This window comes from Actinokineospora pegani (assembly GCF_009745975.1).
GTDB lineage: Bacteria > Actinomycetota > Actinomycetes > Mycobacteriales > Pseudonocardiaceae > Actinokineospora > Actinokineospora pegani.
The window spans coordinates 21513-35122 of the sequence record NZ_WHOL01000112.1; the positions used below are offsets into that span (position 1 = coordinate 21513).

At 73.3% G+C, this 13610-nt stretch carries 12 protein-coding genes; 5 read left to right on the forward strand and 7 right to left on the reverse strand.

The genetic code is table 11. The features are described 5' to 3' along the window. Window positions 1–89 precede the first annotated feature (89 nt). Genes GCL84_RS22250 through GCL84_RS22260 form a run of 3 tightly spaced genes read right to left on the reverse strand, consistent with a single transcriptional unit; the run spans window position 90 to window position 3890 of the window. Window positions 90–533 carry a GNAT family N-acetyltransferase gene (locus tag GCL84_RS22250; protein ID WP_235926584.1) on the reverse strand — a complete coding sequence of 148 codons (444 nt, stop codon included), beginning with the start codon at window positions 531–533 and terminating at the stop codon, window positions 90–92. Window positions 534–555: 22 nt separating this feature from the next. Next, on the reverse strand, window positions 556–2109 hold the full coding sequence (locus GCL84_RS22255) for a hypothetical protein (protein WP_156757477.1): 1554 nt from the start codon (window positions 2107–2109) through the stop codon (window positions 556–558). Continuing rightward, window positions 2106–3890, reverse strand: a complete 1785-nt coding sequence (locus GCL84_RS22260) for a flavin-containing monooxygenase (RefSeq protein ID WP_235926586.1) — start codon at window positions 3888–3890, stop codon at window positions 2106–2108. The genes GCL84_RS22255 and GCL84_RS22260 overlap by 4 nt, the downstream gene beginning before the upstream one ends. Window positions 3891–4126: 236 nt before the next feature. Here GCL84_RS22260 and GCL84_RS22265 point away from each other — a divergent pair, with 236 nt between their 5' ends. Then, entirely contained in the window at window positions 4127–5782 is a 1656-nt protein-coding gene (locus GCL84_RS22265) for an ABC-F family ATP-binding cassette domain-containing protein (RefSeq protein WP_156757479.1), read from the forward strand. Window positions 5783–5952: 170 nt separating this feature from the next. Here the strand turns inward: GCL84_RS22265 and GCL84_RS22270 are convergent, their stop codons facing one another. Continuing rightward, the gene (locus GCL84_RS22270) at window positions 5953–7857 is read right to left on the reverse strand and encodes a heavy metal translocating P-type ATPase (RefSeq protein ID WP_156757480.1); all 1905 of its coding nucleotides are present in this window, start codon (window positions 7855–7857) and stop codon (window positions 5953–5955) included. Between the two features lie 66 nt (window positions 7858–7923). Here GCL84_RS22270 and GCL84_RS22275 point away from each other — a divergent pair, with 66 nt between their 5' ends. From GCL84_RS22275 to GCL84_RS22285, 3 genes are all read left to right on the forward strand, one after another. Continuing rightward, entirely contained in the window at window positions 7924–8259 is a 336-nt protein-coding gene (locus GCL84_RS22275) for an ArsR/SmtB family transcription factor (protein ID WP_156757481.1), read from the forward strand. 9 nt (window positions 8260–8268) lie between these two features. Continuing rightward, complete coding sequence (locus GCL84_RS22280; protein ID WP_156757482.1) at window positions 8269–9105, forward strand: phosphotransferase; 837 nt, start codon at window positions 8269–8271, stop codon at window positions 9103–9105. Window positions 9106–9166: 61 nt separating this feature from the next. Next, window positions 9167–9547: a VOC family protein gene (locus GCL84_RS22285; RefSeq protein WP_156757483.1), complete on the forward strand. Its 381-nt coding sequence runs from the start codon at window positions 9167–9169 to the stop codon at window positions 9545–9547. A 4-nt stretch (window positions 9548–9551) separates the two neighbouring features. Here GCL84_RS22285 and GCL84_RS22290 read toward each other — a convergent pair whose 3' ends face one another. From GCL84_RS22290 to GCL84_RS22300, 3 genes are all read right to left on the reverse strand, one after another. Then, window positions 9552–10289, reverse strand: coding sequence for a nucleotidyltransferase domain-containing protein (locus GCL84_RS22290; RefSeq protein ID WP_156757484.1), 738 nt, complete (start codon window positions 10287–10289; stop codon window positions 9552–9554). 19 nt (window positions 10290–10308) lie between these two features. Next, window positions 10309–11529, reverse strand: a complete 1221-nt coding sequence (locus GCL84_RS22295; RefSeq protein ID WP_156757485.1) for an MFS transporter — start codon at window positions 11527–11529, stop codon at window positions 10309–10311. Window positions 11530–11663: 134 nt separating this feature from the next. After that, window positions 11664–12821 (reverse strand): glycosyltransferase family 87 protein, encoded by a 1158-nt coding sequence (locus GCL84_RS22300; RefSeq protein WP_197523445.1) that lies wholly within the window; start codon window positions 12819–12821, stop codon window positions 11664–11666. A gap of 299 nt (window positions 12822–13120) precedes the next feature. Between GCL84_RS22300 and GCL84_RS22305 the strand changes: the two genes are divergently transcribed. Then, window positions 13121–13420, forward strand: coding sequence for a hypothetical protein (locus GCL84_RS22305; RefSeq protein ID WP_156757486.1), 300 nt, complete (start codon window positions 13121–13123; stop codon window positions 13418–13420). Window positions 13421–13610: the final 190 nt, after the last annotated feature.

Below are 13610 nucleotides of genomic sequence, written 5' to 3' on the forward strand. Positions count from 1 at the left end.
CAGTCGGGTGGGTGGCCTCGGACGCGCCGCCTCGGCCGCGCCCAGTCCCTTCGATCAACGTTCCGGCGGACACGCCCGCACCGGCGACGCTAGGCCGTGGTGCGCCGGTAGTTGTAGTAGACGAAGCCATCGAGTTGTCGGCCCACCTTGTCGTACAGCGCGCGGGCTTCGGCGTCCTCCAGCGTGTTCCAGTAGAGGGCCGGGAAGCCGTGCTCCACGGCGTCCGCCGCCACCCAGTGGATGATCGTCGTGGCGACGCCCCGCCGCCGGACTCCCGGGTCCACGAACAGGTCCACCAGGTAGCACTTCCCGGAGTACCAGATGCTGTCGTGGAACAAGTAGTGCGCGATGCCGACCATCTTGCCGTCCAGCCGCGCGGCGATCCCGCGCCTGGGGGCGCCGTCGAGCAGGCGCCCCCAGGCCCGGTCGTAGTCCTCGTCGCTGTGCTCGGTGTCGAAGTGTGCCTCCTTGGCGCGGATCAGCGCCTCCCATTCGGCGCGGTCGTTCTCGGTGAGCAGGCTGATTCGCACCATGGTGTCCATCCTGCCGGGTCGCCTAATCCCGCGGGCGCAGGTGCAGCACCGTGCCCTCTCCGTTGGCGGACAGGTAAAGCGTCCCATCGGCGCAGGCGGCCAAACCCGCGAACTGCGGGGCGACCCCGGGCATGCCGTGGCAGTACAGCGGTGGCGCGGTGGACACCGGTGCGGGGGTGCCGACCGCGAGGTCTTCCGCCTCGATGTGCGTCTCGCCCGTCTCCACCGAGACGGACCGCAACCGCCTGGCGCCCACCTCGACGACGTACAGCGTGTCTCCGATAGCCGCGATGCCCTGCGGTGCGGCGAGGTTTGCCGCGACGACCACCGGGCCGGACTCGTCGAGGCGCACCACCTCGGTGGCGGTGGTCGCGTAGCACTGGCCGTCGTCGCCAACGGTGACGTCGACGGGGGAGTCCAGGCCCTCGGCCAGCGCGGCGACCTCGTCGGTGATGGCGAGGACGCGGCCCGCGCCCGTCTCGGCGACGAGGAGGCTGCCGTCGGGGTGGACGGTGATGCCGGTGGGGCGGTTGAGGCTGTGGGCCCGGACGGTGGTCTCGCCCGTGGCGGGATCGTGGGTCCGGACGTCGCCGAACTGCGAGGTGAGGTGGAGGTCGCCGCCGGGGGTGGTGGCGATGCCGTGGGCGAAGATCAGCAGCTCGTCGGCGGTGAAGCCCTCGGGGCTCGGACGGGCCACGCGGTAGTGGTCGGCGGCGACGACCTGGCCGCCGAAGTCCACGGTCAGGCCGTAGGGGCCGGCCAGGCCGCGCGGGACGACCTGGCGGGTGCGGCCGTCGGGGCGCAGCTCGGCGATGCCGCCGCTGGCGTAGCTGGAGACGTACATGCGGTTCTCCTGGTCGAAGGCCGCGTTGTCCAGCCCGAGGATGCCGCTGGTCACCAGGGTGCGGCGGTCGCCGTCGAAGCGGGTGACGATGCCCGCGGCGCCCCGCGACACCACGTGCAGCACGCCGCCGAGGTCGAAGCGGACCGCGACCGGCTCGTGCACGTCCTCGGCCACCAGCTCCGCGGGCCCGCCGTCGGGACAGGTGCGGAAGACCTGGTTGGTGAGCATGTGCGGGTAGTACAGCGCGCCGTCCGGGCCCAGCTGCATGGCGTTGCCCAGCGCCAGCCCCTCGGCCAGCACCACCGGCTCGCCACCCCCGGGGAACAGCTCCAGCAGCCTGCCGTCCATGCGCATCTCGTTGACGAACAGGCGGTCGCCCACGCAGGCGATGCCGTTGGGCACCGCCACCGCGTCCGACACCAGCGCGTACTCGCCCGCCGGGCTGCGCCGCCACACCCGCCCCGGCGCCAGGTCGGTGATGTACATCGATCCGTCCGCCCCGAACGCGAGGTCGTCGGGCGACTGGACCGGGCCCTGCACGGGCTCGATGACCTCGACGTCACCCGAGGCCAAGTCCACCGCGCTGATCGTGCCCGCCAGGTACTGCGCGACGTAGAGCCGCCCGTCGGGGCCGAAGGCGACGCCGTTGGACCCCCACAGCGGATTCGGGTCGTTCATCCGGCGCACGTCCCAGCGGGCGCTGGTCGGCGCGCCCGCGCCGAACCGGCTCACGCCTGCCCTCCCGCGAGCACGTCGTCCATCCCGCCCGCGCGCCAGGTGCGCAGCACCTCGTGGAACACGACCGGGCCGTCGCCGAACTGCTCGCTGCGCGGCCAGGGCATGCCCTCGCCGTTGTAGTACCCGGGTGTGCACTCGGCCTGGAAAGCCCGCAGGTCGTGCGCCTTCTCCCGGATCGTGCCCACCCAGCGCTCCTCGGCCTCGGCGGTGGGCTCGACCACGTCGACCCCGCGCCGCTCCGCCTCGGCGATGACCTCGGCGACGTGCGTGGCCTGCTCGTCGAGGATGTGCACGTAGTTCACCGACACCGCGTTCTGCAGCGGTCCGAGGTGGAACAGGTTCGGGAAACCGTTGCTGTAGAAGCCGTGCAGCGTCCTCGGGCCCCGCATCCAGGTGGCCAGCAACTGCGTGCCGTCGCGGCCGTACACCGGCAGCTTGCCCGAGAGCACGCCGGAGAAGCCCACCGAGAACCCGGTGGCGAAGATGACGCAGTCGACCTCGTACTCCACCCCGCCGACCACCGGGCCCTTCTCGGTGAACGCCTCCACCCCGCCGTGGGCGGAGGTGTCGACCAGGGTCACGTTGGGGCGGTTGAAGGTCTCCAGGTAATCGTCGCTGAAGGTGGGCCGCTTGCACATGTAGCGGTACCAGGGCTTGAGCGCCTCGGCGGTGGCCGGGTCCTCGACCAGCTCGTCGACCCGGTCCCGGATCCCGTTCATCTTCTGGAAGTCGGCGATCTCGCTGAGCCGCTCGCGCTCGTCCTCGGGCAGGTCGGCGCCTGCGTTGCTGTGCACCAGCTTGCGCAGCAGCTCCGCGCTGCCGGTCCAGCCGTCGGCCACCATGTCCTCGTCCTGGGGCACGCCGCTGACGACGCTGAGGAAGTTGTCCCTGCGCCTGCGCTGCCACCCCGGGCCCAGGCTCTTGGCCCACTCCGGGTCGGTGCGCTGGTTGCCGCGCACGTCGACCGAGGACGGGGTGCGCTGGAAGACGTGCAGGCTGCGGGCGTCGCGGCCCAGGTGCGGGACGATCTGGATCGCCGTGGCCCCGGTGCCGATCACCGCGACCCGCTTGTCGGCCAGGCCGGTCAGGCCACCGCCCGCGTCGCCGCCGGTGTAGTCGTAGTCCCAGCGGCTGGTGTGGAACATGTGGCCGCCGAAGGACTCGATGCCGGGGATGCCCGGCAGCTTCGGCTTGCTCAGCGTGCCGCTGGACGCGATGACGTGCTTGGCCCGGATCGCGTCGCCGCGGTCGGTGGCGACCACCCAGGCGCCCTCGTCCCAGCGCAGCTCGGTCACCCTGGTCTGGAACACCGCGTCGGCGTAGAGGTCGAAGTGCCGGGCGATGGCGCGCGCGTGCTCGCGGATCTCCTCGCCGGGGGAGTACTTCCACTCCGGGACGTAGCCGAGCTCCTCGAGCAGCGGCAGGTAGACGTAGGACTCGATGTCGCAGTGGATGCCCGGGTACCGGTTCCAGTGCCAGGTCCCGCCGAAGTCCGCCCCGTCGTCGACCAGCCGGACCCGGCCGTCGACGCCCGCCTGCCGCAGTCGCGCCCCGGCCAGCAGCCCGCCGAACCCGCCGCCGATGACGAGCACGTCCACGGTGTCGGTGAGCGGTTCCCGGTCGTGGGGCACGGCGTGCGGGTCGTCGCCGAAGCCCGCGAACTCGCCGTCGACCCCCCGGTACTGCCCGATCCCCTCCGGCCGGATCCGGCGATCCCGCTCCACCCGGTACTTCTCCCGCAACGCGTCGGGGTCGAACCCCAAACCGCTCGCCACCATGAGTCCCTTCCGCCAGGCTGTGATGCCGCCAGTGAACCGATCACCAACAACTAAGTCAAGCGTCTGACTTAATCACACGATCGTAGTGAACCGGACACCGCCATCCGGGTGGCGCAGGCGACGGATCGGCTGGACGGCGGTGGCCGTTCTGTCGTTGCCGCCCGTATTCCGGTTGATCCCGTGGGGCGGTGTCGCCACAGTGGCGGCGGTCGGTCGGATCGGAGGAAGTCGCAGTGGGCCACGTAGAGGTGCAGAGGGTGACGCACGTCCTGCCGGACGGGCGCGTGCTGCTCGACGACGTCTCGTTCCGGGTGGGGGAGGGGGCCAAGGCGGCGCTGATCGGCCCCAACGGGGCGGGGAAGTCCACGTTGCTGCGGGTGATCGCCAAGGACCAGGAGCCGACCGAGGGGGTCGTGACCCAGTCCGGCGGGCTCGGGGTGATGCGCCAGTTCATCGGCCACACCCGCGACGACTCCACGGTCCGCGACCTGCTTGTCTCGCTCGCGCCGCCGCGGCTGGCCTTGGCCGCCGACCGGTTGGACGAGGCGGAGAACGCCCTCATCGAGCGCGACGACGAGGCCGCCCAGTTGGTCTACGCCGAGGCGATCGCCGAGTACGCCGACGCGGGCGGGTACGAGGCCGAGGTGTTGTGGGACCGCTGCTGCACCTCGGCCGTGGGGGTGTCGTTCGACCTGCTGCGCTTCCGCGAGCTGCGCCACCTGTCCGGCGGGCAGCAGAAGCGGCTGGCCCTGGAGTACCTGCTGCGCGGGCCGGACGCGGTGCTGCTGCTCGACGAGCCGGACAACTACCTCGACGTGCCGGGCAAGGAGTGGCTCGAGCGGCAGATCGTCGAGTCCCCCAAGACCGTCCTGTTCGTGACCCACGACCGGGAGCTGTTGCACCGCAGCGCCAACCGCGTCATCACCGTCGAACTCGGCGCCGCGGGCAACCGCGTCTGGGTGCACGGCGGCGGCTTCGCCAGCTACGACAAGGCCCGCGCCGACCGCGTGGACCGGCTCGACGAGCTGCGCAGGCGCTGGGACGAGGACCGGGCCAAGCTGGTGCGGTTGGTCAACGAGCTCAAGCAGAAGGCGACTTACAACGACGGCATGTCCGCCCGCTACCACGCCGCCCAGACCCGGCTGCGCAAGTTCGAGGAGGCCGGCCCACCGGAGGCCGTGCCGCGCGAGCAGCGGGTCCGGGTCACCCTGCGCGGCGGGCGCACCGGCAAGCGGGCCGTGGTCTGCGAGGCACTGGCCCTCGACGGCCTGACCAAGCCGTTCTCCACCGAGATCTTCTACGGCGAGCGGGTCGCCGTCCTCGGCGCGAACGGCACCGGCAAGTCCCACTTCCTGCGCCTGCTCGCCCGCGGCGGCACCGACACCCAGCAGGACGCGTTCGAGCAGAGCGCGCTCACCGCCGTCGCCCACTCCGGCACCGCCAAGCTGGGCGCGCGCGTGGTGCCGGGCATGTTCGCCCAGACCCACGAGCACCCGGAGTTCCACGGCCACACCCTGCTCGAGCTGCTGATGACCGGCGGCGCCCGCAGACCGGGCATGCCCAGGGAGGACGCCAGCCGCGCACTGGCCCGCTACGACATCGCCACGGCGGCCGAGCGCCCGTTCGACACGCTGTCCGGCGGTCAACAGGCCCGGTTCCAGATCCTGCTGCTGGAACTGGAGGGCTCGACCCTGCTGTTGCTCGACGAGCCCACCGACAACCTCGACCTGGTCTCCGCCGACGTGCTGCAATCAGGCCTCGACGCCTACGACGGCACCGTGGTCGCGGCGACGCACGACCGGTGGTTCGGCCGCTCGTTCGACCGGTACCTGGTGTTCGGCAAGGACGGCGCCGTCGTGGAGTCCGACGAGCCGGTCTGGCGGGAGTGACCTCGGGCCGGTCGACCCCCTCGGGGGAGTTGTCCACAGGCATGATCCACTTCGGGGTCCCGATCGGGTCAAGCCGGTAGGATGGGCTGAGGGGCGCCCCCGGTGGTGTGGTGGGGTTTGGGGACGCGCGCGGGGATCGGCCGCGGGTGCGGGTGGGGTGGGGTGGGGTGTCACCCCCGGGGCCAGGCGGCTGAGCGCAGGAGGCGGAGTCCGTTCAGGCCGACGAGGACGGTGGAGCTCTCATGGCCTGCCACGCCCAGGGGGAGCGGCAGCGACCCGGTGAGGTCCCAGGCGACCAGCACCACGATGAACACCCCGGCGATCACCAGGTTCGCCGCGACCACCCGGCGGGCCCGCCGCGCCAGCGCCAGCACGGCGGGCACCGTCGTCAGGTCGTCGCGGGTGATCACCGCGTCGGCGGTGTCCAGGGTCAGGTCGGAACCCGCCCGGCCCAGGGCCACGCCGACGTGTGCGGCGGCCAGCGCGGGTGCGTCGTTCACGCCGTCGCCGACCACGACCACGCGGTGTCCGGCGGCCTCCATGGCGCGCACGGCCTCGACCTTGTCCTCCGGCAGCAGGCCCGCCCGCACGTCGGTGATGCCGACCTCGGCCGCCAGCCGCGCGGCCGCCCTGGGGTTGTCGCCGGTCAGCAGCACGGGGGGCGCGCCGGTCAGCTCGGTCAGCCGCCGGACCGCGTCCGCCGCGCCGGGGCGCACCCGGTCGGTCAGGCCGAGGACGCCCGCCACACCGCCGTCGACCCGCACCACGACGGCGGTGTGGCCCTCGGCCTCCAGCTCCGCCACCCCGGCGACCTCGCCCTCCGGGCGTCCCACCGCCACGACCCGGTCGCCCACCCGGGCCGTCACGCCCCGGCCCGGCCGCGCCCGGAAGTCCACAGCGGACTCCACCGGCGCCCCGGCCGCGGCGACGACCGCGCGGGCCAGCGGGTGCTCGGACCCGGCCTCGGCGGCGGCGGCGAGCGCGAGCACCTCCCGCTCGTCCCAGCCCGGCGCGGGCACCACGCGCGCGACCACGGGCGTGCCCTCGGTCAGCGTGCCGGTCTTGTCGAACGCCACCCGCGTCGCTGTGCCCAGCCGTTCCAGCACCACGGCCGACTTGACCAGCACGCCGTGCCTGCCCGCCGTCGCGATCGACGACAGCAGCGGCGGCATCGTCGCCAGGACCACCGCGCACGGCGATGCCACGATCATGAACGTCATCGCCCGCAGCAGGGTCGGCTCGAACGCGGCCCCGAACAGCAGGGGGACGGCGAACAGCGCCACCGTCACCGCGACCATGCCCACGGAGTAGCGCTGCTCGACCTTCTCGATGAACCGCTGCGTCCTGGCCTTGGTCGCGCTCGCCCGCCCGACCATCGCCACGATCCGCGCGATCACCGTGTCCGCCGCGGGCCGGGTCAGCCGCACCCGCAGCACCCCGGTGCCGTTGAGCGTGCCCGCGAACACCTCGTCGCCCGCCGCCTTGTCCACCGGCAGCGGCTCGCCGGTGATCGTGGCCTGGTCGACCTCGCTGGCGCCCTCGACCACGAGGCCGTCGCCGCCGATCCGCTCGCCGGGGCGCACCACGAGCACGTCGTCCACCCGCAGGTCCGCCACGGCCACGGTCTCCTCGCCGCCGTCGGTCAGCCGGGTCGCGGTGTCCGGCGCGAGGTCGAGCAGCCCGCGCACGGAGTCCTCGGTGCGCTTGGCCGCCAGCGCCTCCAGCGCCCCGGAGGTCGCGAAGATGACGATGAGCAGCGCCCCGTCGAACACCTGCCCGATCGCCGCCGCGCCGATCGCCGCCGCCACCATCAGCAGGTCGACGTCCAGCGACCGACCGGTGAGGGCGCGCAGCCCGGACAGCCCCGGCTCCCACCCGCCCGCCGCGTAACAGGCCAGGTAGAGCGCCCACCACAGAGCGGGCGGGGCGCCTGCGAGCTGCGCGGCGATCCCACAGGCGAACAGCCCCGTCGCGATCACCGCCCAGCGCACTTCCGGCAGCGACCACGCTGAGGTCCGTCGCCGGGCGGTCAGTTGCGCACGGGCTGGTGCGTCGGTGAGCGTCACGAGAGGCATCTTATCTGCGCAGTCATGCAGATACGCAATGAGCCGAATAGCTGAGCAGGCCGCTATGCTGCCCCCATGCACTCCTCGCTGCCGGATTTCGACATGCCCAACGAGGAGCAGGTCCACCTGGCCGCCGAGACGTTCCGCATGCTCGCCGACCCCACCCGGGTCAAGGTCCTGTGGGCGCTGCTCCAAGGCGAGTCCTCGGTCGCCTGCCTGGCCGAACTCGCGGGCGCCGCCCCCACCGCCGTCAGCCAGCACCTGGCCAAGCTCCGCCTCGCAGGCTTGGTGAAGGGCCGCCGAGAGGGCACGTTCGTCTACTACTCCGCCGCCGACGACCACGTCCGCGGCCTGCTGAGCCAGGCGCTCTTCCACGTGGACCACTTCGAGGAGCAGGCCGAGCGGGCTTAATCTTCGTAGGTGCTCAACACCCCGGCTGTGCTGGACCGCTGCGCCGCTGTCTTCGGGCCGTGCGTCCTGATCGCTGATCGGTCGACGCCGCAGCGGGAGGCGCTGACCCTCGAGGTCGAGGCAGGCGACGGGGTGCGCTGGATCGCCAAGCAGGTGCGTCGGGACAAGAAGTACCGGGAGGAACTCACCGCCTACCGCGACTGGGTGCCCGCGCTCGGAGCTTCGGCACCCGTCTTGCACTCCGCGCATGACGACCTCCGCCTGCTGTTGCTCACCCGGCTGCCTGGCGAAGTCGTCGAGGGCACGGCGGCCGAGCGCGACCCCGCCGTGCACCGTCGTGTCGGTGAGCTGACCCGGCTGCTGCACGACGCGGCGCCGCCGGTGCTCGACGAGGGGTTCTCGGTTCGGCTGCGGGAGAAGACGGCCCGGTACGCCCGCCGCGCGGCGGGCCTGCTCAGCGCCGCGGAGATCGGCTTCGTCACCGGTCGGGTCGCCGCGCTGACCGATGGGGCGGTGCCCGTCGTGCCGTGCCACGGGGACAACCTGCCGCGCAACTGGCTGCTGGGGCCGACGGGAGAGGTGCTGCTCATCGACTTCGGGCACGCCGACCGCGACCACCGGGCCAGCGAGGCGGTCAAGCTGTGGTTCCGGTACTGGCGCGCCGACAGCGGGCTGGCCGACGCGTTCTTCGACGGGTACGGCCTGTGGCCCGACGAGCTGGACCGCGCCGTGTTCACCGCCTGCGCCGCGCACACCAGCCTCTCGACCGTGGTGTGGGCCCGGGAGCACGACGACACCGGGTTCGAGGCCGAGGCGCGGGGCTGGCTCGACGATCTCAGGCGGTGAACACGGTGACTCCAGGTCGCACCCGTGGTGGCGGACACCCCGGCACCGCTATCGTCCGAGCGTGATCGGCACCCTCGAATGCACCGTGCTGGACTGCCCCGGACCCCGCCGTCTGGCCGCCTTCTACCAAGCCCTCCTCGGCGGTGAGGTCGACCGCCCCGATCCCCGCTGGACCGTGTCCGACACCTGGGCCACCCTCCACGTGCCCACCGGACCCGTCCTCTGCTTCCAGGCCGTGGCCGATCACCGCCCCCCGCGCTGGCCCGACCCGGCCCACCCCCAGCAAGCCCACCTCGACATCGCCGTCCCCGCCCTGGAGGCGGCCCACCTCGAAGTCCTCGCCCTCGGCGCCACCGCCCTCGACGTGGGCGCCGACACCCGCCCCTGGCGCGTCTACGCCGACCCGGCGGGCCACCCCTTCTGCCTGGTCGGCCCCGCCTGAGCGGTCAGGGTGTCGAGCGGGCCAGCTCACGCAGTGGATCGGTGAGCCGCCCAGCCAGTTCCGGGTCCGCAAGCCCGATCTCGGACACCAGCGCCTCAACCGCCGCGGTGAACGCCCGAGCCAACTCCGCCTGGTCCAGCGACACGGGCAGCGCGCGACCCACGACCTGCCGCACCTCGGTCGGCAGGTCGTCGGTGCCCCGCCCCTGCCACGCCGTGAGACCGAACCGCAGGCACGCCAACGACAGCACCCGCTCCCGCACCCCCGCGATCATGTGCTCGGCCTGCCAGAGCCTGCCACGCGCCAGGCTCGACCGCGCGTGCGCGGCGTGCAGCCACGCCCACCCGATGACCGTCCCAGCCTGGGGCGGCACCGTCCGGGCGATCTCGCGGGCGTCCCCGAACACCACCTCGAAGTCCGGCCCCGTGGCCCCGAACCGCTCGGCGGGGTAGAACGCGATGTCCACCTGCAGCGTGTCGGCGAACAGGAAGACCCGGAACAAGACCCCCGCCGGCACGTCGTGATGCGCCACGGCGCCCCGCGAGCGCAGCCGGGCCGTCCAGTCCGCCACCACGGCGTCGACATCGCCCTCGATCGCCAACGCCAGGTCGATGTCGGACCACCGGTCCCCGCGGTCGAACGCGGTGGACCCCGCCTTCCCGACCGCCACCACGCGCGCGTCCGCCCGCGCCTCGGCGACCAACTCCCGCACCAACTGCGACCGGCCCTCGACAGTGAACACGCCCTACCTCCAGGACAACTCAGCCGACACGCCGCATGCCTACCAGCACGACCGGCACGAGCGCCAACGCCAGCACCCCGCTTCCCAGTGCCAGCACGGTGAAACTGCTCCCCGCCACCACGAACCCCGACGACAGCCCACCGGCCGCGCCGCTGATCGCGATAGTCACGTCCACCGAGCCCTGCGCCTTGGCCCGCACGGCCAGCGGCACGGTGCTGGTGATGATCGCCGTGCCCGACACCAGCCCCAGGTTGTACCCCAGCCCGAGCAGCCCCAGCGCCACGGTGACCAGCCACACCGACGACGGGGGCGCGACCGCCGCGACCACCCCCGCCAGCAGGAGCACGAGGCCTGCCGAGACCGCGACCGGGTGCGGGCCGCAGCGGTCCACCAGCCTGCCGCTGAGCGGGGACGGGAGGTACATGGCCGCGATGTGGACAGCGATGACCAGGCCGGAGGCGGCGGTGCTGTGCCCGTGGTCGTGCAGGTGGATCGGGGTCATGGTCATGATCGCGACCATGACCACCTGGGTCAGCCCCATCACCACCGCGCCCAGCGCCATCCCCGCCCGGTGCCCGCCCGAGTCCGCCCCGGTGTCCCCGGGGTCGGCGTGGGCCGCCACCTCCTTGGCCAGCAGGAGCGGGTCAGGACGCAGGAAGACCACCAGCACCAGCGCGGCGATGGCGTAGGCCACCCCGGACAGCAGGAACGGGCCCGCCAGGCGCGGGATGCCCAGCGCGTCGGCCAGGTTCCCGGTCGGCTCGGCCAGGGTGGGCCCCAGCACCCCACCCAGCGTCATCGTCACCAGCACCCGTGAGACCGCCCGGCCCCCGTGCCCCGGCTCGGCGAGGTCGGCCCCCGCGTACCGGGCCTGCAGGTTCGTGGCCGTCGCGGCGCCGTAGGCCATGAGGGAGACGACCAGCAGGACCACGCTGCCGGTCACCGCCGCCACGACCACCCCCGCGCTGCCGAGCGTCCCGGTCGCGTACCCCGCGGCCAACCCCGGCCGCCGCCCCCGCGCGTTCGACAGCCGCCCCACCCCGGCGGCCGCGACCGCGGCCCCCGCCGTGAACAGCGCGCTCGGCAACCCGGACAGCCCCGTCGACCCCAGCAGGTCCTGCGCCAACAGCGCGCCGACGGTGATGCCCGCCCCCAACCCGAGCCCGCTGAACACCTGGGAGACCACCAGGACGGACAGGGTCCGCCGCTGCGCGGCCCGCACATCGACCGTGCTGGTCACAGAACTCCGATCGCCGACGACTGGCGCTCATGCAATCCACCCGAACCGCCGCCCGTCAACCGCCGATCAGCAGGCCCGCACCCGCACCCGTGGCGCGGTGGGGGAGTCCACGCGGGCCTGGCGGGCGACCACGGTCAGACCGCCGCCACCTCGGGGGCGCGGCGCCAGCCGCGCCAGAGCAGGGTCGCCGACCAGAAGGCCGCGATCACCAGGAGGAGGTTGCGCAGCAGCAGGATGGCGGTCCCCGGCGCCCATTCCGCCATGATGCGGTCGAAGTAGACCGGGTACTCCAAGGCGGTCAGCGGGACCGCGAGTGCCACCAGCGCCACCACCGGTCGTTGGGTGGTCCGCGCGGAGACCAGGCACACGGCGCCGACACCCACCAGCCAGATCATGTACTGGGGGCTGATCACCCGGCTGGTCACCACGAACAGCAGCACCGCTGTCATCGCGGCGTCGGCCGCCGCCTCCGCGCCGACCGCGCCGACCCGCAGGCGCCACCAGCCCAGCCAGAGGGCCGCCAGCACGCTCGCGACCACGCTGGCCTGCGCCACCTCGGACACCAACGGGCCGACGATCTCGAAGGAGCCGTAGCGGTACTCGATCTCTCCCGGGTAGCCGAACAGCCGGGCCGCCGCCAGGGCCGCGCCGCCCACCGACTCGAACTCCAGGCCACGGTCGCTCTGGGCGGTGAGGAAGTCGAACGGGTTGTCCAGCACCAGCGCCAGCACACCGCACACCACGGCGACGGACCCCGCCGCCCACACCCAGGACCGCTTGCCCGCCCCCAGCAGCACCACGGCGGGCCACACCTTCACCGAGGCCCCGATCCCGGCGAGGACCCCGGCCCACCCCGGCCGCGACCGCAGCGCCACCAGCCCGAGCACGACCAGGCCGGTCACCACCACGTCGTAGCGGGTGAACGGCACCGTCAGCAGGCCCGGGATGGCCAACACCCAGAGCCACACGCCCGTCGTGGGCGCCCCGGCCCCGCGCGCGGCCCGCACCAGCGCCACGAACACCAGGCCGTCGACCAGCACCGCCGTGCCCACGAACGCGGGGACGTACCCGCCGAACGGCATGAGCCTCGGCAACAGCATCACCAGCGCCGCCCCCGGCGGGTACTGCCACGACACGTCGTCCACCGGGAAGGTGCCGTCGACGAGCTGGTCGTGCCACCGTTGGTAGTAGGTGACCTCGCGCCAGGCCACCTCGCCGATGCCGAACACGACCGCGACCAGCACCACCCGGCTGACCAGCCAGGCGACCCCCAACACGGTTGTCGATCCCACCCACGTGGGCACACGCACCCGGCGCTTCCGGTCCACTACCTCCGCCACGACTTGAGGCTAACGGCCTCCCCCTCCCGTCCCGGAGCGAGGTCGCCCGCCCCGTCCGGCCGGACTTCGCGGTGCCCGGGCCTCTTTCGCGGGGCTGCCCGCGACCGTCCAGCTCGTTCCACACCACGCCCCGTAGAAGGCGCGGGCGGCCAGGGATCGGGTGCGGGCTGGGCGATGCGGACCCCGTTGGCGCCAACGGTCTGCGCGCCGGGGATCTGGGAACCCAGCTCGCGCACGCAGCGGGCGGCGCGGTGGCGCAGGTCCCCGCGGTGTGGGTGGTCGCCGGGATCGCGGCCCTGCTGTTCGGGCTCGTCCCGAGGGCCTCGACGGCCGCGTCGTGGGCTGTGGCGGGGGTGGCGCTGGGGCTGGGGCTGTTCGGCCCGGCGCTGAACCTGGGGCAGGTGGTGCTGAACGTCTCGCCGTTCACCCACGTGCCGAAGGTCCCCGGGCCGTCGGTGCCCGTCGAGCCCCTGGTGTGGCTGGGTGTCGTGGCGGTGGCCCTGGTGGTGGCGTCCCTGGTCGCGTTCCGCCGTCGGGACGTCTCGAGCTGAGCAGCGGGGCCGGGCGTGGCGCCCGGCCCCCGTCAGCTCAGACGCGGCCGGAGTCGGCCTCCACCGGGAGCCCCGCCTGCTCGCGGACGATGCGCTGGGCCAGCTCCAGCCCGGCGGCCTGACCCGCGCGGAAGGACTCGTCGGTCGTGAGCTGCTTGGCGTCGCGCTCGGCTTCGGCCAGCTTGGCCAG

Coding starts and splice junctions, on each gene's coding strand:
- GCL84_RS22270 (WP_156757480.1), bottom strand. CDS start 7,857: ATGCCTCTCGTGACGCTCACCGACGCACCAGCCCGTGCGCAACTGACC.
- GCL84_RS22275 (WP_156757481.1), top strand. CDS start 7,924: ATGCACTCCTCGCTGCCGGATTTCGACATGCCCAACGAGGAGCAGGTC.
- GCL84_RS22250 (WP_235926584.1), bottom strand. CDS start 533: ATGGTGCGAATCAGCCTGCTCACCGAGAACGACCGCGCCGAATGGGAG.